The sequence below is a fragment of the Streptomyces sp. CB00316 genome (assembly GCF_001905595.1).
Taxonomy (GTDB): Bacteria; Actinomycetota; Actinomycetes; order Streptomycetales; family Streptomycetaceae; genus Streptomyces.
Window position 1 is genome coordinate 376766 of record NZ_LIXI01000006.1, and the last position, 20423, is coordinate 397188.

At 71.0% G+C, this 20423-nt stretch carries 20 protein-coding genes; 9 read left to right on the forward strand and 11 right to left on the reverse strand.

The genetic code is table 11. The annotated features are described in order from the left end of the window. The first annotated feature begins 179 nt into the window (after positions 1–179). From AMK21_RS19975 to AMK21_RS19990, 4 genes are all read left to right on the forward strand, one after another. Complete coding sequence (locus tag AMK21_RS19975) at positions 180–770, forward strand: hypothetical protein (protein ID WP_073879759.1); 591 nt, start codon at positions 180–182, stop codon at positions 768–770. A gap of 1 nt (position 771) precedes the next feature. Beyond that, a complete protein-coding gene (locus AMK21_RS19980) occupies positions 772–2037 on the forward strand; it encodes a peptidoglycan-binding protein (protein WP_073879761.1) in 1266 nt (421 codons plus the stop codon). Then, entirely contained in the window at positions 2034–2744 is a 711-nt protein-coding gene (locus tag AMK21_RS19985; RefSeq protein ID WP_073879763.1) for an ABC transporter ATP-binding protein, read from the forward strand. The genes AMK21_RS19980 and AMK21_RS19985 overlap by 4 nt, the downstream gene beginning before the upstream one ends. 71 nt (positions 2745–2815) lie before the next feature. Further along, on the forward strand, positions 2816–4054 hold the full coding sequence (locus AMK21_RS19990) for an ABC transporter permease (protein WP_199863245.1): 1239 nt from the start codon (positions 2816–2818) through the stop codon (positions 4052–4054). A 163-nt stretch (positions 4055–4217) separates the two neighbouring features. On the opposite strand, the gene AMK21_RS19995 is transcribed toward AMK21_RS19990, so the two are convergent. Continuing rightward, positions 4218–4568 carry a hypothetical protein gene (locus tag AMK21_RS19995; protein WP_073879765.1) on the reverse strand — a complete coding sequence of 117 codons (351 nt, stop codon included), beginning with the start codon at positions 4566–4568 and terminating at the stop codon, positions 4218–4220. A gap of 346 nt (positions 4569–4914) precedes the next feature. Between AMK21_RS19995 and AMK21_RS20000 the strand changes: the two genes are divergently transcribed. Further along, positions 4915–6573: a sensor histidine kinase gene (locus tag AMK21_RS20000; protein ID WP_073879767.1), complete on the forward strand. Its 1659-nt coding sequence runs from the start codon at positions 4915–4917 to the stop codon at positions 6571–6573. Here AMK21_RS20000 and AMK21_RS20005 read toward each other — a convergent pair. After that, the gene (locus AMK21_RS20005) at positions 6549–7244 is read right to left on the reverse strand and encodes a response regulator transcription factor (protein ID WP_073879769.1); all 696 of its coding nucleotides are present in this window, start codon (positions 7242–7244) and stop codon (positions 6549–6551) included. The two genes, AMK21_RS20000 and AMK21_RS20005, sit on opposite strands and share 25 nt — an antisense overlap. A gap of 222 nt (positions 7245–7466) precedes the next feature. Between AMK21_RS20005 and AMK21_RS35465 the strand changes: the two genes are divergently transcribed. Then, positions 7467–7613, forward strand: a complete 147-nt coding sequence (locus AMK21_RS35465) for a hypothetical protein (RefSeq protein ID WP_199863239.1) — start codon at positions 7467–7469, stop codon at positions 7611–7613. 592 nt (positions 7614–8205) lie between these two features. Here the strand turns inward: AMK21_RS35465 and AMK21_RS20010 are convergent. The 4 genes from AMK21_RS20010 to AMK21_RS20025 form a co-directional block, all read right to left on the reverse strand. Then, positions 8206–9276, reverse strand: a complete 1071-nt coding sequence (locus AMK21_RS20010; protein ID WP_073879771.1) for a YihY/virulence factor BrkB family protein — start codon at positions 9274–9276, stop codon at positions 8206–8208. Positions 9277–9434: 158 nt separating this feature from the next. Further along, a complete protein-coding gene (locus tag AMK21_RS20015; RefSeq protein WP_073879773.1) occupies positions 9435–10085 on the reverse strand; it encodes a DUF3618 domain-containing protein in 651 nt (216 codons plus the stop codon). Next, the gene (locus AMK21_RS20020) at positions 10061–10513 is read right to left on the reverse strand and encodes a phage holin family protein (RefSeq protein WP_079181210.1); all 453 of its coding nucleotides are present in this window, start codon (positions 10511–10513) and stop codon (positions 10061–10063) included. The genes AMK21_RS20015 and AMK21_RS20020 overlap by 25 nt, the downstream gene beginning before the upstream one ends. A 14-nt stretch (positions 10514–10527) precedes the next feature. Continuing rightward, positions 10528–11211, reverse strand: a complete 684-nt coding sequence (locus AMK21_RS20025) for a hypothetical protein (RefSeq protein WP_073879775.1) — start codon at positions 11209–11211, stop codon at positions 10528–10530. A 280-nt stretch (positions 11212–11491) separates the two neighbouring features. Between AMK21_RS20025 and AMK21_RS37140 the strand changes: the two genes are divergently transcribed. Continuing rightward, positions 11492–11626: a hypothetical protein gene (locus AMK21_RS37140; protein WP_420712516.1), complete on the forward strand. Its 135-nt coding sequence runs from the start codon at positions 11492–11494 to the stop codon at positions 11624–11626. 123 nt (positions 11627–11749) lie between these two features. Here AMK21_RS37140 and AMK21_RS20035 read toward each other — a convergent pair whose 3' ends face one another. Then, positions 11750–13675 (reverse strand): AMP-dependent synthetase/ligase, encoded by a 1926-nt coding sequence (locus tag AMK21_RS20035; protein WP_073879777.1) that lies wholly within the window; start codon positions 13673–13675, stop codon positions 11750–11752. 101 nt (positions 13676–13776) lie between these two features. Further along, the gene (locus tag AMK21_RS20040; RefSeq protein WP_073879779.1) at positions 13777–15039 is read right to left on the reverse strand and encodes an acetyl-CoA C-acetyltransferase; all 1263 of its coding nucleotides are present in this window, start codon (positions 15037–15039) and stop codon (positions 13777–13779) included. Positions 15040–15208: 169 nt separating this feature from the next. Here AMK21_RS20040 and AMK21_RS20045 point away from each other — a divergent pair, with 169 nt between their 5' ends. Further along, positions 15209–16528: a 3-oxoacyl-ACP reductase gene (locus AMK21_RS20045; protein WP_073879781.1), complete on the forward strand. Its 1320-nt coding sequence runs from the start codon at positions 15209–15211 to the stop codon at positions 16526–16528. A gap of 5 nt (positions 16529–16533) precedes the next feature. Continuing rightward, a complete protein-coding gene (locus tag AMK21_RS20050) occupies positions 16534–17370 on the forward strand; it encodes a MaoC/PaaZ C-terminal domain-containing protein (protein WP_073879933.1) in 837 nt (278 codons plus the stop codon). Positions 17371–17396: 26 nt separating this feature from the next. Here the strand turns inward: AMK21_RS20050 and AMK21_RS20055 are convergent, their stop codons facing one another. The 3 genes from AMK21_RS20055 to AMK21_RS20065 form a co-directional block, all read right to left on the reverse strand. After that, on the reverse strand, positions 17397–18044 hold the full coding sequence (locus tag AMK21_RS20055) for a TetR/AcrR family transcriptional regulator (protein ID WP_073879783.1): 648 nt from the start codon (positions 18042–18044) through the stop codon (positions 17397–17399). 165 nt (positions 18045–18209) lie between these two features. Continuing rightward, positions 18210–19598, reverse strand: a complete 1389-nt coding sequence (locus AMK21_RS20060; protein WP_073879785.1) for a dicarboxylate/amino acid:cation symporter — start codon at positions 19596–19598, stop codon at positions 18210–18212. 434 nt (positions 19599–20032) lie between these two features. After that, a complete protein-coding gene (locus tag AMK21_RS20065) occupies positions 20033–20326 on the reverse strand; it encodes a DUF4229 domain-containing protein (RefSeq protein ID WP_073879787.1) in 294 nt (97 codons plus the stop codon). Positions 20327–20423: the final 97 nt, after the last annotated feature.

A 20423-nucleotide genomic window follows, 5' to 3' on the forward strand; every position in this document is an offset into this window, starting at 1 on the left:
GCCGTGCCGGCCCGTGACATCGAGGTGCTCGGCTTCCCGGCCGGGGGCGGACTCACCGGAGAGAAGGGGATCACATGATCGTGTGACAGGTTCTTCAAAAGTTCTTCATGGTCTCCGGCCTACCGTCATCCTGCCCGCCGCATCTGCGGCCGGGTGCGATAGGAGGAGCAGGAGAACCGATGAGGACGAACCGGGTACTACTGGCCGCGACGGCGTCAATCCTGGCCTTCGCACTGACCGGCTGCGGCGGCGATGACGGCGGCGCGAAGGTTCCTTCGGCTGGCGGTGCCAGCACGTCCGCCTCGGCGAGAGCAGCCGAGGGTGGCGGTGAGGATGACCTGGCCGGGTACGTGAAGGGCCAGCGCGAGTGGGTGAAGTGCATGCGTGACAACGGCATCGACGTCCCCGACCCGGACGAGACCGGGCAGGTCGACTTCTCCGGGCAGGGTCTCGCCCTCAAGAAGGACCCGAAGTTCATGGACGCTTCGGAGAAGTGCTCCGCGAAGAAGCCCGCCGTCCCCGAGAGCGTCGAGGCGGCCAGCCGACCCAAACTCACCCCCGAGCAGATCAAGACCAAGCGTGAATACGCCGAGTGCATGCAGAAGAACGGTGCCCAGGACTTCCCTGACCCGGGCCCGGACGGCTACGGCGGCGACATCAACTCCGGTGCGCCGGAGTGGGATCAGAGCTCGGCAGGTGCGCAGCGGGCGACGCGCACCTGCGCCCCCATCATCGGCGCTCCGACCAACCCGTCGGCCGGCAAGGGCTGACGTGACGGACATCGATGACGAGCCCCGGGGGGCTCCCGGGCCGCCGCACCACGGGCGGGGGCGGCGTACGGTGCTGATCGCTTCCGCCGTGGCCGTGGTGGCGGCGGTCGCCGTGGTCGGCGCGCTCGGACTCGGCGGCGGGGATGACGGAGATCCGAGCGCGCCGCCCCGGTCCGGCACCGTCGTCGCGGTGACACGGGCGACGTTGACCGAACGAACTTCTGTAGAGGGACAGTTGGGTTACGGCACGGAGCTTCCGCTGCCCGTCAAGGCACAGGGGACTGTGACCTGGCTGCCGGAGACGGGTGCCACGGTCGAGCGCGGCGACGAGCTGCTCCGGGTAGACGACCGGCCGGTGGTCCTGATGTACGGAAGCCTGCCGATGTACCGGTCCCTGGGTCTGACGGCCCAGGAGAACGAGCAGGGGTCCGACGGCGGAAACTCGGACGAGCAGCAGCGTGACGGAGGAGGGGACGGCAAGTCCCCGAACGCCTCTCGATCGATGGCGCCGGGGGGTGCCGGAACCGAGAGGTCCCCCGGCTCCTCCCTGACGGTGCGCGAGCTCAAGGGTATGGACGTCATGCAGTTCGAGACGAATCTCGCCGCCCTGGGCTACACCGGCTTCACCGTGGACGAGAAGTTCACGAGCCTCACGGCCGACGCCGTCAGGCGTTGGCAGAAGTCGCTCGGTGTGGCTCAGACCGGCACGGTCGAGGTGGGCGACGTCATCTACTCGGCGAGCAAGGTACGGATCGGTCAGCCCGGCACGCGGCTCGGTTCCCCCGTCGGGGAGAACACCCTCACGTACACCGGAACGGCTCGCAAGGTGACTGTCAACGCCTCTGCCACAGAGGCCGCTTGGGCCGTCCGCGATGCGCGCGTCACGGTCGAGCTGCCCAACGGCAACCCGGTTCCGGGCAAGGTGGCGGCGATCGGCAAGCAGGCGACCGCGCCCGAGGGGGGCGGAGGCGAGGGCGGCGGGAACAGCCGGCCCGCCACGATCCCGGTGACCGTCACCATCAAGGACCAGAAGGCCGTCGGTCAGCTGGAGAGCGGACCCGTCACGGTCGAGTACGTGGGCAAGGAGGTCAAGGGCGCGTTGACCGTCCCTGTCTCCGCGCTCGTCGCCCTCGCCGAGGGCGGACACGGTTTGGAGACCGCGGACGGCCAATTCGTCGCTGTGAAGACCGGGCTGTTCGCCGATGGCAACGTCGAGGTCAGCGGCGCCGCGGTCCGCGAGGGCATGAAGGTGAGGATCCCCGAGTGAGCGGCGGCGCGAGAACGGTCGTGGAGTTCGACGCGGTGTCCAAGACCTATCCGGGCGGCGTGGCCGCCGTACGGGATGTGAGCCTGCGCATCGAGCAGGGTGAACTGGTCGCGATCGTCGGCCCGTCGGGGTCGGGCAAGTCGAGCATGCTCAACCTCATGGGCAGCCTCGACCGCCCGTCCGCAGGCCGGGTCTTCGTTGACGGCCACGATGTCGCGAGCCTGTCGGACCGGGAGGTCTCCGCGCTGCGGGCCACCCGGATCGGCTTCGTCTTCCAGCAGTTCCACCTGGCCGTGGGCGTCCCCGTACTGGACTCGGTCGCGGACGGACTGCTCTATGCGGGCATGCCCATGCGCCGGCGCCGGGCCAGAGCGTCGGCCGCCCTGGAACGGGTCGGGCTCAGCCACCGCGTCCACCACCTCCCGCATCAGCTCTCCGGCGGCGAGCGCCAGCGCGTCGCCGTGGCCCGCGCCGTGGTCGGCGGTCCGTCGGTGCTGCTTGCGGACGAGCCGACCGGCAACCTCGACTCGACATCAGGCGCGGCGGTGCTGACCCTGCTGCGCGAGCTGAATGCCGCGGGCACGACCGTCGTCGTCATCACCCACGACCGTGAGATCGCCGCCGAGCTGCCACGCCGCATCGAGATGCGCGACGGCCGCCTGGTCACCGACATCGCGCAGAACACGACGATCGGGGCTCCCCGGTGACGGACCGCACGACCGACTCCTCCCGGCAGGACGGCCGGAAGGCAGACCCCGAGACCATCCGGATCCGTGCGCTGACGCCCGCGCCCCCGGCCGTCGGGGCTCGGGAACCTTCAGGTCCGCGGGCCGGTCTGCGCGCCGCCCGGCTCGGTCCCGCGGACGTCGTCCGGCTCGGCGGCACCGGCCTGCGGACCCGCCCGCTGCGGGTCTTCCTGTCCGCCCTCGGCATCGCCATCGGCGTCGCCGCCATGATCGCGGTGGTCGGCATCTCCGGCTCCGGACAGGCGGAGGTGGACCGTCGGCTGGACGCCCTCGGCACGAACCTGCTGCGGGTCGCCCCGGGAGAGACTCTCGACGGCGCCGAAGCCGAGCTCCCCGTGGAGTCCGTGGCGATGATCGGGCGGATCCCCCCCGTCCAGCAGGTGGCCGCCACCGGATCGACGGGCGCGCACGTCTACCGCAATGACCGCATCGCCATCGGCCGCACCGGCTCCCTCGACGTCCTGGCGGCCGGCTCCGAGCTGCTCCCGGCTGTCGGCGGCCACATCAGCAAGGGCCGCTGGCTGGACTCCGCGACGGAGGAGTACCCGGCCGTTGTGCTCGGCGCGACCGCCGCCCAGCGGCTCGACGTGTACACCCCGGGCACCCGGGTCTGGCTCGGCGGCCGTTGGTTCTCGCTGGTGGGCGTCCTCGATCCGGTGCAGCTCGCGCCGGAAGTCGACAGTGCCGCGCTGGTCGGCTGGCCTGCGGCCAGGACATACCTCCGCTTCGACGGGCACCCGTCGACGATCTACGTCCGGGCGGAGGAGAGCCAGGTCACGTCGGTACGGGCGGTGCTCCCGGCCACGGCCAATCCCGCGAAGCCCGGCGAGGTGCAGATCTCCCGACCCTCCGACGCGCTCGCGGCCCGCGAGGCGACCAGGTCAGCTCTTACCGGCCTGCTGCTCGGCCTCGGCGGCGTCGCACTCCTGGTCGGCGGAGTCGGCGTCGGCAACACCATGGTCATCTCGGTCCTGGAACGCCGGCCGGAGATCGGTCTGCGTCGGGCCCTGGGGGCGACGAAGGGACAGATCCGCACCCAGTTCGTGACGGAGTCCCTGCTGCTGTCGCTGATCGGCGGCCTCGGCGGAACCGTGCTCGGGACACTGATCACGGCCGGGTACGCCTTCAGCCGGGACTGGCCGACGGTCGTCCCCGTCTGGGCGAGCGCGGCCGGCATCGGCTCGACGCTGCTCATCGGCATGATCGCGGGTCTGTACCCGGCGGTCCGGGCGAGCAGGCTGTCACCAACAGAGGCGCTGTCCGGCACATGACGGAACGATCGCCGGCCCATCGCCGCAGCCGCGGGAACGAGGGCTCCAAGTCAGCGCTTCAGGAGCATCTGCGTGGTGCCATTGGCGTACGAGGCAGGGGCGGCCTCCTAGGAGACCGCCCCTGATGTGCTCTTACCTCGACCTGCTCAGCGCTCGCGCGGCATCAGCACTTGGTGTAGCTGCCACCGTTGCTCAGCAGGTCGTCACGGACCCAGCCGCGGACGCCGGTCGAGTCGTTGCGCAGGTAGGTCCAGGTAGCGCCGTCGTTGCCCACCGTGTAGCAGTGGTAGTCCAGCGTCTGGGTCGAGTAGGCCACACCGTTGATGGCGCAGCCGGTGCTGGAACCGCTGCGCTGGTTGGCGCCGTTGGCCCACTTGCCCCACGAACCGCCGTCCTTGTCCGAGGCGCCGGTACCGCAGTTGGCGTGCGCGGCGGCCGGAGTGGCGGTGGCCATCGGGACGGCCAGGGCGACCATTGCGACGGCGGGAAGAATTGCTGCGAGTCGACGCTTCACTTAGAACCCCCAATAGTGTCGTTCGTCGGCACTGCACCCAGGAGCCTGACGGCACCCAGGGGAATGCAGCGGCCTTCGCACCAACCGAAGTGCGACTGGCATAAACACGATCATCCGCCGTAGTTCCTGAAGAAATGATTCCGCCGCCAACTGGCCGCATTCGGCACTTGATTGACCTAAAGTGAGTTGAGCGACGAAAATCCGCCACTCCTGAGCTGTCGCTGACCAATTCCGCGCCTTTGTGGAACCCCTCCCGCAGCTGGCGGCCGTCCCGTAGTCCGGGAAACCCGACCGAAGGAGTCCTGGTGAGCGCACATGTCCCGAAGTCCGTTGCGGGAGGCCCGCGATGAGCTTCCGACTTCGGGTGCTCGGTGTTCTGATGCTGATCGCCGTGACTGCCACGGCCGCCACCGGCTGGCTCACCCTGCGACAGGCCAACCGGCAGGTGCAGGAGGCCGTCTCGGCCGGCCAGAAGGAGGTCTCCCAGGTCATCACAGAGCTGCGCGCGTACGGCTTCGCGCACGGCACCTGGGACGAGTTCGCACCGGTGGTCAGCGCGCTGTCGAAGAACACCGGGCAGCGCGTCCGGGTCGCCACGGAGACCGGCGTCCTGCTCACCGACTCCGACGCCCTCGCGGGCCGCGAGCCGCGCCCGCTGGGCAGTCAGCCCCCGGTTCTGGTCGACCCGCGCCCGGTGCTGCGGTTCGACCAGGGGCTGACGCCGAGCGCGGTCACGAAGCTGACCGTGGTGGCGATCTTCGAATACCGCATAGCAGCGGCCGACGCGGCATGCCTGACCCAGGCGGGGGCGGAGATGACGGTCCGCACCGACCGCACGGGCATCCCCGTGGTCACCGCCGAGAACCGACCGACCCAGTGCATGGAGCCACAGCCCGCCAACGACTCTCAGCGAGCCCGGGATGCGGCCGCGGCCAAGGTGTGCCAGTCCGTCCAGCCCCTCGTCCCATGCCTCCAACGCATATTCAACGAGCGCACCGCCTCCGTCGCCCCGCCCCGTCTCGAAGTGCGCCTCGGATACCAGGACGAGTCCCCGCCCACGATCGCCGCCGCCCCCACCGTTGCCGTCGCCCTCGGAGTCGCGCTCGCCGCGGTCCTCGGGGCGCTGCTGCTGAGCCGGGCTGTGCTGCGGCCCGTGCGGGCCATGACGCTCGCCGCCGAGGGCCTTGGTGAAGGGAATCTGGAGCGGCGCGTTCCGGTCGCCGGGCGGGACGAGATCGCCCAGCTCGGTAGAGCGTTCAACCGTATGGCGGACTCCATCCAGGCCGGTGAGGACCGCCAGCGCCGCCTCACCGGCGACATCGCGCACGAGCTGCACACTCCGCTCGCCAACCTGCGCGGCTACCTGGAAGCCCTGCGGGACGGGGTCATCGAGCCGACGCCCGAACTGCTCGACTCGCTCCACGAGGAGGCGCTGCTCCAGCAGCGGATCGTGGACGACCTCCAGGACCTCGCGCTCGCCGAGGTCGGCGCGCTGACCTACCACCGCTCCGAGGTCGATCTGCGAGACCTCCTCGAAGCCACCCGCACCGCGTACCGCGCCCACGCCGGGACGGTCGGCGTGACGCTGGAGGTGGAAGCCCCGCAGCCGGTGTACGTGACCGCCGACGTGGACCGGCTCCGCCAGGTCGTCGGCAACCTCGTCGGCAACGCGCTGCGCGCCACGCCGTCCGGCGGGCGCGTGACACTGGCCCTCGTCCCGCGCGACGAGCTGGCCGTCCTCGAGGTGCGGGACACCGGCAAGGGCATACCGGCGGAGCACCTGCCGCGCCTCTTCGACCGCTTCTGGCGGGCGGACGCGTCACGGGGGCGGGCGACCGGCGGCAGCGGTCTCGGCCTGTCGATCGCCCGGCAGATCGTGACCGACCACCAGGGCACCATCGACGTGAGGAGCACGGTCGGGGTGGGCACGACGTTCACCATCGTCCTGGGCGCGCGCCCGGCCCCGCCCCTCCGACCCGCTCAGGTTCCGTCCACGAGCCGGTAGCCCCGTCCGTACACCGTCTCCAGCAACCTCGGGCCCCCCGGTGCCTCCAACTTCCGCCGCAGGTTCATCACGTGCACGTCGACCGTCCGCTCCAGCACGTCCTGATCGAAGCCGAAGACCCGCCCGATGATCTGGGCCCGGGTGAAGACCCGCCCGGGCTCGCCGGCCAGCGACTCCAGGATGGAGAACTCCTTCGACGTCAGCACCACCGGTCGGCCCGCGACCCGGACCTCGAACCGCGCGGTGTCCAGCTCCACCTCGCCGACCCGCAGCAGTGTCGTCCCTGCCGACGCCGACTTCCTGGACCGCCTCAGCAGCGCCCTCACCCGCGCGGTCAGCTCGCGCGGGCTGTAGGGCTTGGTGAGGTAGTCGTCCGCGCCGAGATCGAGCCCGAGGAGCATGTCCTCCTCGGTCCTGCGAGCAGTGAGCAGCAGGATGGGGACGTCCTCGGTGCCTGGCTCGGTTCTCAGAATGCGGCACACGTCGAGTCCGTCGACGTACGGCAGCATTACGTCTAGCACGATCAGGTCGGGCCGGATCGACCGCGCTCTCTCCAGGACGGCGCGACCGTCGGCCACGACCTGCACCGCATTGCCTTCCCGTTCCAGGTAGATCCGGATCAGTTGAGACTGTTTCCCGTCATCCTCGGCGACCAGAATTCGAGCGCTCAACGCTTCCCCCCAACGAGATCCTGTTAATTCCAGCACCGTAATACAGAAGTCGAGCATTCCGGTCGCCGGTCACCTCTGTGCGGAGCCAGTCTGGCGGGCGCGGCCACCGCGCCGCCTTGCAGAGGCGGCGAGGCGCGCGCCGTCGTCGCCGGTGCTGCAACGCCCGGACATCCTCACGTCTTTGTGGGGTAGGCGGATGACATACCGCTTGGAGGAGGAACCATGTCTGGACTGATCGCCCGGCTCACCCGGTTCAGCCGCAGCCCTCAGGGCCGGCGGACGATCGCGTCGGCCCGACGTGCCGCGGCCGACCCGCGCAAGCGGGCTCAGGCTCGCCGCCTGTTCGGCCGGCTGCGTGGACGGCGGTGACCCCGACGCTTCGGCGATGACGCCCGCCCGGTAGTGACGCACGCCGGCGCGGCACCCGGCTCCGCGTGCCGACGACGATGGCCGCCAGTTCGACGGCCGTCGGCGCGCTGAAGTGCTCGCCGAACACCCAGCCGGAAGCACCGAGGTCCCACGCCTTGGCCAGCGGCACCATGCGGTCGATGTCCAGCGCCGACGGCGCCCTCCGCAATACTCGTGCCCCATGAGCAAGTTCCGCGACCTCAACCTCAAGCATCGATGCGGACTGACCTCCGCCCCTCCGGGGTCGTGGCCCTCGTGCGCGGGCGGCGGCTGAGGGGACCGGGCACCGCCACCCCGGGGATCCGTGGCCATCGGCCTCAGACGGTTTTGAGCAGGCCGCGGAGGTCGGTCATGCGTGTCTTGATGTCGGTGGTCTCGGTGCACGCGCCGCAGGTGCCCGGCCACGGACAGGGCGGTCAGGGCGCTGCTGATGGCCTGCTGACCGTAGAGCGGGACCCCGGAAGAGTGAACCGGCCAGTCCCGAAGCTCGGCCGCCGAAGCTTGAGACCCGAGCCCCGGCCACGCCCTCAGCGCACGCTCGTCTGCGACTCCCTCAGTCGGAGCGTGGGTCGGCGGGGCCGGTGTCGCCCATGGCTCTGCGGTCCTCGTCTGTCCACTTGCGGGTGTCGCGGGGGGCGACGTACGGCTCCTCCGTCTGTGGGTGGCCGCCGATGACGGCCCGCTCACGGGCCATTTCCGCGTCGAGTTCCAGGCCGAGCAGGATCGCCAGGTTGGTGATCCACAGCCAGACCAGGAAGATGATCACGCCTGCCAGAGCGCCGTAGGTCTTGTTGTACGAACCGAAGTTGGCGACGTAGAAGGCGAAGGCGGCTGATGCCACCATCCAGATCAGCAGCGCCAGCAGGCTGCCCGGCGACACGAACTTGAAGCCCCGTCCCTTGGCGTTCGGCGCCGCCCAGTAAAGGAGCGCCAGCATGATGGTCACCAGCAACACCAGGACGGGCCACTTGGCGATCGACCAGACGGTCATGGCCGTGTCGCCGACGCCCAGAGCGGTGCCGATCTGGCGTGCGATCCCGCCCGAAAGCACGACGATCAGCGCGCTGACACAAGCCAGAACCATGAGCACCAGCGTCAGGCCTACGCGGACCGGGAGCACCTTCCAGGCCGGGCGGCCCTCGGGCACGTCGTACACGGCGTTCGAGGTCCGGATGAACGCGGCGACGTAACCGGACGCGGACCACAGCGCGGCCAGCAGACCCACGATGGCCATGACCCAGCCGGTTCCACTGCTGGACTGCAGCTGGGTCACCGCGTTGGTGAGGACGTCACGCGCCGCTCCCGGGGCGAGCTTCTGCATGTTGTCCAGGACGGTCTGCGTGGTCTCCTTGCCCGCGATGCCGAGCAGGGAGACCAGGACCAGCAGGGCCGGGAACAAGGCCAGGATGCCGTAGTACGTCAGTGCCGCGGCCCGGTCGGTCAGCTGGTCCCGCTTGAACTCCCCCAGCGTGCGTTTCAGTACCGCGCCCCACGACCCCTTCCCGAGCTTCGCGGGCGAGTCGGGCGAGTCGGCTGAGTCACGGTCCGCCTGCGCGTGCGAACCGACACCCGGCCGGCCTCCTTCCGGGCCCAGCCCGTCTTGATCGTGCTGTTCGTTCGCCATAGGTAGCACACAACCTCAAGGGTGGCGGGTAGGCGACCTCACAGCCGCTCGATGCCGCCGGACGGAGGAGGTGCCCGTGGGGCGGACCCCATAGGTGGAGGGGCCGTACTCGTCGCGGACACACCTCCCGGTGTCGGACCGGTCCTGGAGCGACCGGGTCAGTTACGGGCTTGGCGGGCGGCGTCCTGGCCGACCTCGCGCAATCCCGTTCCCACCTCCTGGCCCGCGTCCCGCGCCGTCTGCCTCGTGGTCTGAGCCGCCTCCTGCGCGGTGTTCTTCACCGCTTCCACAGCTTCCGTGGCAGGCCCGCGCATTTCCTCTTGGACGTCCTGGGCGACGTCCTGGGCGGTCTGCTTCACGGGTTCGAGGAGTTCGTCGGAGCGTTCGCGCAGTTGTGCGCCGACGCGTTCCTCTGCGTCCGTGGTGGGGAGCAACGCGGCGGCGAGCATGCCGGCACCGAAGGCGATGATGCCCGCTGCGACGGGGCTGCCCTGCGTCTGGCTCGCGATCCGGTCAGGGGCCTGGCGCACGGAGTGGCCCACCTGGTCGGCGGTGTGCTTGACGGCCTCGCCCGCCTGCCCCGCGGTGTCCGCGACGCCCTGCGTACCTGAGGCCGTGGCGTCCTTGGTGTCGCTCGCCGCGCCCATGACGCGCTCCTTCACGCGGGTGATCCGCCGCTGCGTGGCGTCCGCCTTGCGCCGGGCGGCCTTTCCCGGGGTCACCTTGTCCGCGAGGCGGTCCACGTTGTGCGCGAGGTGGGCCCGAGTCTCTTCCACATCGGACTTCAGCTCGTCGGGTTGCGTGCCCATTGCGCGTCCTCCTTCAGCGTTTGCACGGTGCGTTCGGGCTTGGCGCTGACCGTCTGGAGGCGTTTGCGGCCGACCACGAAGAGAAGGGCTCCCACGATCGCCCAGAACCCGGTCACGATCAGCGCCGCCCATGCCAGGTCGACCACGTGCGCGAGTCCGAAGATCGCGGCCAGGCTGCCCATCAGCAGCACCAGGTGTCCGGCGTACCCGGAGCCGGCGACCATGCCGGCCGCCTTACCCGCTCGGGTCGCGCTCTCCTTGATCTCGGCCTTGGCCAGCTCGACCTCTTCGCGCACCAGCTGCGTGAGGTCTTCACTGATCTCGCCGACCAGTTCCCCGATGGAAGGATCCGCCGACGGTGCGCGGGTGGAACCGGCGGGTGAGGCCCCCGGCTGGGCGGGGGCGTGCTCCGAAGATGATGTGACCACGGCTCGGCTCCCCTCTACGACTGCGGATCCGGAAACGGCTCGCTCGCCCGAACCGGTCCCGGTCCCGGCGCGATGCTCCCCTCATACGACGGAGAGAGGTCGGAGGAGGGCGCCGTCGGGTGGGCGTCCGGGGCTCCCGCCGCCTCTCGGCCCGTACTCCTGTCCGTCGCGCTCGCAGACCGCGCGGCGTCATCGCCCGCGGACTTGGCGCCCTTGGCGAGCCGGGCGGTGGCGAAGCCCGCGAGTGCCGCGCCCGCCAGGAACGCCCCGGGGCGACGGCGTGCGAAGTCCTGCAGATCGCTGAGGAGCCCGTCCGGCCCTCGGCTTTCGAGGCGGGAAGCTGCCTGGTGCCCACGGTCTGCCAGCTGCCTCACCGCGCCTGTGGCGGAGGAGTCGCTGTCGCCGTTCCGGCTCATGTCGTGCAGATCGTCGGCCAGCCGCCGTACGTTGTCCGCCAGGCGCTGTGTCTGTGAGCGCGCCTGTCGCTCCAGCTGGTCTCGCAGCTCGCCCACGACATCCTGGGCCCGTGCCGTGACCTCGCCCGCCACGTCGGCTGCTTGTTCTTTGGCGGTGTCGGCCACGTCACCGGCCTTGTCGGCCACCAGATCGGTGCCTTCGCTCGCCTTGTCCCGTGCGGTTCGCGCCGCTGCCGCCGTCGTTCCACTGTCCGGACGGCTCGAACTTTCGAAGTCGCTCAACGCTCCTCCTAGGTCGGCCCTACAGGGGGAGGTGTACCAATTCGTCCCCCACTGTCGACGTCTCTTCAATGGTTGCAAAGAAGGGAAACATGCGCGATATGTACAAACGGGACAGAAGAGTCCGCGTCTCGACTGCTCCAGATGTCCGGCCACGGGCGGGCGGGGCATCCGAGCCGCGACGGGATACACATGCCGCGCCCCGCCCGTCGGGGCGCATCTGAGCGCGGCGATCGCCGTCGCGTAGGGCTACGTGGACGCGGACGGCGGCAAGGGGATCGGCATGACCGATGCGACGAACGTTGCACTCGCCGCCGCATACCGCACCGAGGCCATCTTCACCTCCGACCGCCGCTTCCGAATGGTCAGCCCTCTGACCGGGCACAGAGCGTTGAAGTTGCTGCCGGACGACCTCTGACGAGGGCGGAGCGCGCCAAAGCGCCCGAACGGGCACGCCGGCCGCTCCCAGGGCCAACCCCTGCGGGCTCCGGGAAGACGGCCGGACGCGTTCACCGGCCCGCTTGTCCAGCGAACGGCCCCCTCACCGCCGGTACAACCCCTCGATCTCCCCCGCGAAGTCCCGCGCGATCGCGTCCCGCTTCAGCTTCAGCGACGGCGTCAAGTGCCCCCGCTCCTCCGTGAAGTCGACCGGCAGCACCACGAACTTCCGGATCGACTCCGCCCTCGACACCAGGCGGTTCGCCTCGTCCACCGCCTTCTGGAGCGACGTGCGCAGCTCCTCGTCGTTGACCAGCTCCCGTAGCGGCACGTCCTGCTTCTTCACCATCCGGCGCCAGTGCTGGAGGCCGTCCGGCTCCAGGGTGATCAGCGCCGTGATGTACGAGCGGTTGTCGCCGACCACCATGCACTGGCTGACCAGGGGGTGGGCGCGGAGCCAGTCCTCCAAGGGGGCGGGGGTGACGTTCTTGCCGCCCGACGTGATGATGATGTCCTTCTTGCGGCCCGTGATCGTCAGGTAGCCGCCCTCGTCCAGCGTGCCCAGGTCGCCCGTCGGGAACCAGTCGCCGTCCAGGAGGTACGGGACCGGCTCCGCGCGTTCGGTGTCCCAGTAGCCCCGGAACACCTGGCCGCCCCGCAGCAGCACCTCCCCGTCGTCCGCGATGCGCACCGACGTACCCGGGAGCGGCCAACCCACCGTCCCCAGGCGGGGTTTGAGGGGCGGGGTCACCGTGTGGGCCGCCGTCGTCTCCGTCAGGCCGTACCCCTCGAAGATGCCGATGCCCGCTCCCTCGTAGAAGGCGGCGAGCCGGCGGCCCAGCGGGGATCCGCCGCAGATCACGTACCGGACCTTGCCGCCCAGCGCCGCCCGGATACGGCGGTAGACCAGCGGGTCGTACAGGGCGCGTGCCGCGCGCAGGCCGAGGCCGGGGCCCGGTCCCGTACCGTGTTCGGCGGCCTCGACCGCCCTGCCGTAGCGCTGCGCTATGCGGGCCGCCCGGTCGAACGACGAGGCCCGGCCCATCTCCTCCGCCGTCGCCCGGCCCGTGTTGTAGACCTTCTCCAGAACGTACGGGATGGCGAGGAGAAAGGTCGGGCGGAAGCCCGCCAGGTCGGCCAGGAGGTCTTCCGTCTGGATGGACGGGGCATGGCCCAGGCGCACCCTCGCCCGCATGCAGCCGATCGCCACCATCCTCCCGAACACGTGCGAGAGCGGCAGGAAGAGGAGCGTGGACGCCGGGTCCTTCGAGACCGACTTGAAGACCGGGTGCAGGAGTTCGATCGCGTTGTCCACCTCGGCGAAGAAGTTGCCGTGGGTGAGGACACAGCCCTTCGGGCGGCCCGTCGTGCCCGAGGTGTAGATGAGCGTGGCCGGGCTGTCGGGTTCCAACGTCGCCCTGCGCGCCGCCACCGCCGCGTCCGGGATGTCCCTGCCCAGTGACGTGAGGTGGCCGATCGCGCCCGTGTCGAACTGCCACAGGTGCGCCAGGTCGCCCAGCTGCTTGCGCTCCTGGCTGATCAGGCGGCCCTGCTCCTTCGTCTCCACCGCACACGCCACCGCGCCCGAGTTCTGGAGGATCCAGCGGGCCTGGAAGGCGGAGGAGGTCGGGTAGATGGGGACCGTCACCAGGCCGGCCGCCCAGGCCGCGAAGTCCAGCAGCGTCCACTCGTACGTCGTACGGGCCATGATCGCGACCCGGTCCCCCGCCCGCAGCCCTTCCGCCATCAGGCCCTTCGCCACCGCCAGCACCTCGGCGGCGAAGTCGGCGGCGGTCACGTCGTGCCAGGTGCCCTCGGCAACCTTGCGGCTGAGCACCGCCTCGGCCGGGGCCTCGCGGGCGTTGTCGAAGGGGATCTCCGCCAGCGAGCCGCGCAGGACCGGGGGCGCGAACGCCGGTACGGAGACCTCCTGGACCCGGCCGTCCGGGCCTCTCTTCTTCGTCGGCTCCACCAGGACCGGGGTGGCGGGTGTGGATCCGGATGCGGGGGCGGATGAAGGCGTTGACACGTGCGGCTCCTCGGTGGCGGGGTCGGGCGGGTCTTCGTCGCCGGGTCGTCCGTCCGGCAGGGGTGACAGAATCCGTCCGGCAGGGGTGACAGAAAGAGCGGTCAGGGTCGTTCCAGGATGGCCGTCACGCCCTGGCCGCCCGCCGCGCAGACCGAGATCAGCCCCCGTCCCGGGGCCTCCCGTTCCGCCAGCAGCTTGGCCAGCGTCGCGACGATCCGTGCGCCTGTGGCGGCGAAGGGGTGGCCCGTGGCCAGCGAGGAGCCGGCCACGTTCAGGCGGGACCGGTCCAGCGGGGACAGGCCCTGGTCCTCCCAGGCGGCGAGGGTGGCCAGCACCTGGGAGGCGAACGCCTCATGGATCTCGTACAGGTCGAAGTCCTCGATGCCCAGGCCCGCTCGCTCCAACAGGCGCGGCACCGCGTACGCCGGGGCCATGAGCAGGCCGTCGTCGCCGTCGACGTAGTCCACCGCCGCCGTCTCGTAGAGGGTGAGGTAGGCCAGGGGCTCGAAGCCGTGCTCCCGCGCCCATTCCTCGCTCGCCAGCAGCACCGTCGCCGCGCCGTCCGTGAGGGGCGTGGAGTTGCCCGCCGTCATCGTGGCCGTTGCCGGGTCGTCCGTACCGAACACCGGCTTCAGCTTGGCGAGTTGCCCGGGCGTGGAAGTGGGGCGGAGGTTCTGGTCGCGGGTCAGGCCCCGGTACGGGACGACGAGGTCGTCCAGGAAGCCGCGTTCGTACGCCGCCGCCAGGCGCTGGTGGCTCGTGGCGGCCAACCGGTCCTGGTCCTCACGGCCCACCGCCCAGCGGCGGGCCGTGCGGGCAGCGTGTTCGCCCATCGAGAGGCCGGTGCGCGGCTCGGCGTTGCGCGGGATGTCCGGGACCAGGTGGCGGGGGCGCACGGCGGACAGGGCCTTGAGGCGGGCGCCCGTCGTCCTCGCGCGGCGGGCGGCGAGCAGGATGCGGCGCAGGTCGTCGTTGACGCCGAGCGGGGCGTCGCTCGTGGTGTCGGAGCCGCCCGCGACGGCCGAGTCCACGGCACCCAGGGCGATCTTGTTGGCGGCGGCGATCACGGCCTGGAGGCCCGTACCGCAGGCCTGCTGGATGTCGTACGCCGGTGTGCGCGGGTCCAGCGCCGAGCCGAGGACGGTCTCGCGGGCCAAATTGAAGTCGCGGCTGTGCTTGAGGACCGCGCCCGCCACGAACTCGCCGAGCCGCTCTCCCGCGAGGCCGTACCGCTCCACGAGCCCGCCGAGCGCGGCCGTGAGCAGGTCCTGGTTGGAGGCGGTCGCGTACGGGCCGTCCGAGCGGGCGAAGGGGGTGCGGCTGCCGCCGATGACCGCGACGCGGCGGGGGGCGGGGATGTTCATGCGGCCCGTCCGGAAACGGTCCGTGCGGAAAGGGCCCGTGCGGGGACGGCCCACACGGGGGCCGTCCGTAGGGGAATCGTCCGTCCGGGATCATTCATCTCGACCAGCTCCTGACTCTTGAGTAACCTTACTCTGGAGTAAATCTACGACCGAGCAGGGAGTCAGGACAATGGCCGATCGCTATCTGCACCTCACCGGCACAGCACCCGGCCGCTTCCTCACCCGCCGCCTCGGCCTCCCGCAGCCCGCCCCGCTGCGTCGCTGGACCCTGGAGACCCCGCGCCTGGACGGGCCGCTGCTGCACCTGACGGCGGGGACTTCGGCGGTCGCGGGGGTGGCGGAGACGCTCTCCCGAGCAGGGCTCCCCCTCACCGACCGTGCCGACCGGCCCGCCGCGATCGTCCTCGACGCCACCGGGGTCGCCACCGCCGCCGGGCTCGGTGACGTCCACGCCGCCCTGCACCCCGTCGTCCGCTCCCTCGCGCCGGGCGGGCGGATCGTCGTCCTCGGTACGGTGCCGTCGCCCGACGACCATCATCAGGCCGCCGCCCAGCAGGCCTTGGAAGGGTTCGTCCGGTCACTGGGCAAGGAGATCGAGCGCGGCTCCACCGTTCAGCTCGTACGGTTTCCGGGCGGGGCGAGCGCCCAGGCCGCCGAATCCACCCTCCGCTTCCTGCTCTCCCCGCGCTCCGCCTACGTCAGCGGCCAGGTCATCGAACTGACCGCCGCCGCCCCCGATCCCGTCGCCGACCCGGCCGCCCCCCTCGCCGGCCGCACCGCCCTGGTCACCGGCGCCGCCCGGGGCATCGGCGCGGCCGTCGCCTCGGTGCTCGCCCGTGACGGGGCCCAGGTCATCGCCCTGGACGTACCGGGAGCCCGCGAGGAGCTGGAGCGTACCGCCGACCGGCTCGGCGCCACCGCCCTCCCCCTGGACATCACCGCACCCGACGCCGCCGACCGCATCGCCGCAGCCGCACCCGACGGCCTCGGCGTCCTCGTCCACAACGCGGGCATCACCCGCGACCGCCGCCTCGCCAACATGCCCGCCGACCGCTGGGCGTCGGTCATCGAGGTCAACCTGGACAGCGTGCTCCGCACCACCGACGAACTGCTCGAGGCGGGCGCCATCCCACGCGGCGGGCGGATCGTCGCCACCGCCTCCATCGCGGGCATCGCCGGCAACACCGGGCAGACCAACTACGCGGCCGGCAAGGCCGGGATCATCGGCCTGGTCCGCTCGCTCGGGCCGCGCGCCGCCGCCGATCACGGCGTCACGGTCAACGCGGTGGCGCCCGGCTTCATCGAGACGAAGATGACGGCTGCCGTACCGCTCTTCATCCGCGAGGCGGGCCGCCGTATGAACTCCCTTTCCCAGGGAGGCCTTCCGGTCGATGTCGCCGAGGCCGTCGCCTGGTTCGCCCAGCCCGACTCGACCGCCGTCAACGGCCAGGTGCTGCGGGTCTGCGGCCAGAGCCTGCTGGGAGCGTGACCGCGATGACCTCCCTCAGCGCCTCCCTCGTCCGCGGGGCCGTCACCTCGCCCTTCAAACACCCCGGCCGGCCGGGCGCCACCCTGCCCACCGACCGCCTCACCCGCCGGGCCGCCCCCGCTGCCCCCGGCGCCCTCGCCGCGTACCGCGGGATCTGCGGCTTCCCGGAACCGGCGTCCGGGCCGCTCCCGCTCACCTACCCCCATGTCCTCGCCTTTCCGCTCGCCATGCGGCTGATGACCGGGCGTGGCTTCCCGCTGCCGGTCGTCGGGCTCGTCCACACCTGGATCGAGATCAGGAGCCACCGGCCGGTGCAGCCGGGCGATGCCCTCGAACTGACGGTGCAGGCAGCTGAGTTGGCGCCGCACCGGCGCGGCACCGAGGTCACGATGGCGACCGAGGCGCGGGTGGGCGGGGAGCTGGTGTGGGAGTCGCGCAGCGGCTATCTCTCGCGGCACGCGACGAAGGCCGAGGCGGCCCCGAGAGGCGAGGAGGAGGTCCCCGCTCTCCCCGCCGTCGCCGAGTGGCGGCTGCCCGGCGATCTCGGGCGGCGGTACGGAGCCGTCTCCGGCGACCGTAATCCGATCCACCTCCACCCGCTGACCGCCCGCCTCTTCGGCTTCCCCCGGGCCATCGCGCACGGCATGTGGACGGTGGCCCGCTGCCTGGCCGAGGCGGACGGACAGCCCGGTGAACCCCGTACCGCACGAGCCGAGTTCAGGGCGCCTGTCCTGCTGCCCGGCACCGTGACGTACGCCGCCGACCCGGCCGGGAACGCCTTCGCCCTGCACGGTGGGAGCGGGCGCGTGCACCTCACGGGGACGGTGACCCGCGCCTCCTGAGGCGCACCGCGTCGCGCACGCGGTGCCTACGCGTCCACCGGCGGCTGCCACGGCCGGGCGTGCATCAGGTTCTCCAGGCCTGCCCAGGCGAAGTTCATCAGGGTCGCCGCGGCCTCCTTCGCCGAGACGCCCGGGGTGTCGTTGGCCCAGCCGGCCAGCGACTCGGCGGCGCCCACCAGGGCCTGCGCGAGGCCCGCCACATCGCGGTCCGCGAGGGCCGGGTCGCGGTGCGCCTCGCGGGCGGCGGCGCCGATCAGGCCCGTCACGAACGCAACGATCTCGTCGCGCATCACCACGACCTCACTGATGAACGGCTCCCCGTGGGAACGCGCCTGGCGGTGCAGCACCGCCCAGCCGTCCGGGTTCTCCGCGGTGTGGGTGAAGAACGCCCGAAGCCCCGACCAGAGTTGGCCGTCGGCGGGCAGCTCCGGGTCCACCCCGGCCTGCACCGCTGCCACCAGGGCTTCCGCCTCGCGCCGGATGCAGGCGGAGAAGAGATCCTCCTTGGAGTGCAGGTAGAGGTAGACCAACGGCTTGGAGACGCCCGCCAGCTCCGCGATCTCGTCCATCGAGGCGGCCCGGTACCCACGCTGCCCGAAGGTCTGCACCGCGGCGTCCATCATCTGCCGCTCACGCACGGCGCGTGGCATCCGTTTGCTCTTCACAGCACCCACGTCCGACTTCCTCCCCGCCCCACGGTCCTGCTCCCCGGCCAAGAGTACGGCGCCGGGCAGGCCTCCGCCGTACGGAGCCTCCGCCCACGCGCGAGAGCCCCCGGTCCGCCTCGCGGTGAGGCGGGCCAGGGGCGCTCAGGGCCGTACGGGCGGGGCCGGATGCCGCTAGGCGGTGACCGGAACCGCGTCCTTCGGTGCCGCCGCGCGGTCGCGGTCCTCGTCCGGGTCGGCGTCGTCGAACGCGTCGATCGGGGAGGCGGAGGCGGAGTTGTACCTGTCGTGGTCGAGGATCTTCTCCCGGGCCGAGACGAGGACCGGGACCAGGGCCTGGCCGGTCACGTTGGCGGCGGTGCGGATCATGTCCAGGATCGGGTCGATGGCCATCAGCAGGCCGACACCCTCCAGCGGGAGGCCCAGCGTGGAGAGGGTCAGGGTCAGCATGACCGTCGCACCGGTGAGGCCGGCGGTGGCGGCGGAGCCGATCACCGAGACGAAGGCGATGAGGATGTAGTCACCGATGCCCAGCTGGACGTCGAAGATCTGCGCGACGAAGATCGCCGCCAGCGCCGGGTAGATCGCGGCGCAACCGTCCATCTTCGTGGTCGCCCCGAACGGGACGGCGAAGGAGGCGTACTCCTTCGGGACGCCGAGGCGCTCGGTGACCCGCTGGGTGACCGGCATGGTGCCGACCGAGGAGCGGGAGACGAAGGCGAGCTGGATCGCGGGCCAGGCGCCCTTGAAGAACTGGAGCGGGCTGACCTTGGCGACGGTGGCCAGGAGCAGCGGGTAGACGCCGAACATCACCAGGAGGCAGCCGATGTAGACGTCGGCGGTGAACGTCGCGTACTTGCCGATCAGGTCCCAGCCGTAGGTGGCGATGGCGTAGCCGATGAGGCCGACGGTGCCGAGCGGGGCGAGGCGGATGACCCACCACAGGGCCTTCTGGAGGAGCTCCAGGATCGACTGGCTGAGCGTGAGGATCGGCTGGGCCCTGTCGCCGAGCTTGAGGGCCGCGATACCGGCGACGGCCGCCATGAAGACGATCTGGAGCACGTTCAGCTCGGTGAACGGCGTGATCACGTCGGTCGGGATGATGCCGGTCAGGAAGTCGATCCAGCTGCCGGTGCGCTCGGGCAGCTTGCCGTCCTTGGGCGTCAGACCGGTGCCGGAGCCGGGGTTGGTCAGCAGGCCGATGGTGAGACCGATGGCGACCGCGATCAGCGACGTGATCATGAACCAGAGCAGGGTGCGGGTCGCCAGCCGGGCGGCGTTGTTGACCTTGCGCAGGTTGGTGATCGACACCAGGATCGCGAAGAAGACCAGCGGGGCCACGGCCAGCTTCAGCAGCTGGACGAAGATCGAGCCGACCTTGTCGAGCGTGGTGACGAGCCAGGAGACGTCCTGGCTGCGGGCCAGCCAGCCGAGCAGGACGCCGAGGACCAGACCGGCGACGATCTGGGCCCAGAAGGGGACCTTGGGTATACGTGAACCGGGGCCGGAGCCGGTGGACGGCTGCTCGGCCTCGGGGGCGGCGGACGCGGAATTCGCGGACACGGACACACTCCAGTGGGGACGCATCGGGACGTACGAGGGCAGACGTACGGTCGTGCGGTGGAACGGGGACGGGGTCGCGGCGCCCGCGCCGAGGGCGGCGCCGCTGCATGATGCCGTATCAGACTTCGCGGCAACAGACCGCGGACATACAGCGGCAGAGATCGACATGCAGGCGCGCCACGAGCGGGGTGCTCGCGGCATGACGGAGGCGCACTGCTGTCTTCATGCCGAACACGTTAACACTTGAACTTTGAGAACCTCAAAGTCTTTCTTTGACCATGAGGCAGGGGAGAGACACGGAGAGACGGGACGAAACGCCTCTCGGTGGCGCGGAAAACGGCAAGAGCCCCAGCACGGGAGCGGGTGCTCCGGCCTGGGGCCCTGCGGGACGGCTCACGGGGCGCGCCCGACGACGGGCGCACGTGTGAGGAAGCTTACTGAACGGCGTCCTCGCGGGTACGGTTGGCATCGAGGCGGGCCTTCGTCCGGTCCACCTTGGTGACGATCTGCTCGGACATCTCGTCGCGCTGCTTGCGCAGCAGCACATAGCTGAGCGGGGCGGAGAAGACGAGGCCGAGCAGCATCACCCAGACGACGTTGGAGCCGCCGAGGCCGGAGGGCACCAGCCCGAAGTGGACGGCGACACCGGCGACGAAGAAGCAGCCCACGAAGATCAACAGGCGCAACGCCGTGTACCGGATCATCGCACTCGGCTTGGCAGCGGACACGGCAGGCCCTCTCTTCCCATGAACTGTCGACACACTCCTGCCCGTCCAGTGAAGCATGGCCCGAATTCTCAGGGTTCAGGGGGTTCCCGGGGCAGGC

Bases quoted from the DNA above. Each gene is read 5' to 3' on its own strand.
- AMK21_RS20010 (WP_073879771.1), bottom strand. From the start codon at position 9,276: ATGGCGAACGAACAGCACGATCAAGACGGGCTGGGCCCGGAAGGAGGC.
- AMK21_RS19975 (WP_073879759.1), top strand. From the start codon at position 180: ATGAGGACGAACCGGGTACTACTGGCCGCGACGGCGTCAATCCTGGCC.
- AMK21_RS20045 (WP_073879781.1), top strand. From the start codon at position 15,209: ATGGCCGATCGCTATCTGCACCTCACCGGCACAGCACCCGGCCGCTTC.
- AMK21_RS20050 (WP_073879933.1), top strand. From the start codon at position 16,534: ATGACCTCCCTCAGCGCCTCCCTCGTCCGCGGGGCCGTCACCTCGCCC.
- AMK21_RS20000 (WP_073879767.1), top strand. From the start codon at position 4,915: ATGAGCTTCCGACTTCGGGTGCTCGGTGTTCTGATGCTGATCGCCGTG.
- AMK21_RS20040 (WP_073879779.1), bottom strand. From the start codon at position 15,039: ATGAACATCCCCGCCCCCCGCCGCGTCGCGGTCATCGGCGGCAGCCGC.
- AMK21_RS35465 (WP_199863239.1), top strand. From the start codon at position 7,467: ATGTCTGGACTGATCGCCCGGCTCACCCGGTTCAGCCGCAGCCCTCAG.
- AMK21_RS20015 (WP_073879773.1), bottom strand. From the start codon at position 10,085: ATGGGCACGCAACCCGACGAGCTGAAGTCCGATGTGGAAGAGACTCGG.
- AMK21_RS37140 (WP_420712516.1), top strand. From the start codon at position 11,492: ATGACCGATGCGACGAACGTTGCACTCGCCGCCGCATACCGCACCGAG.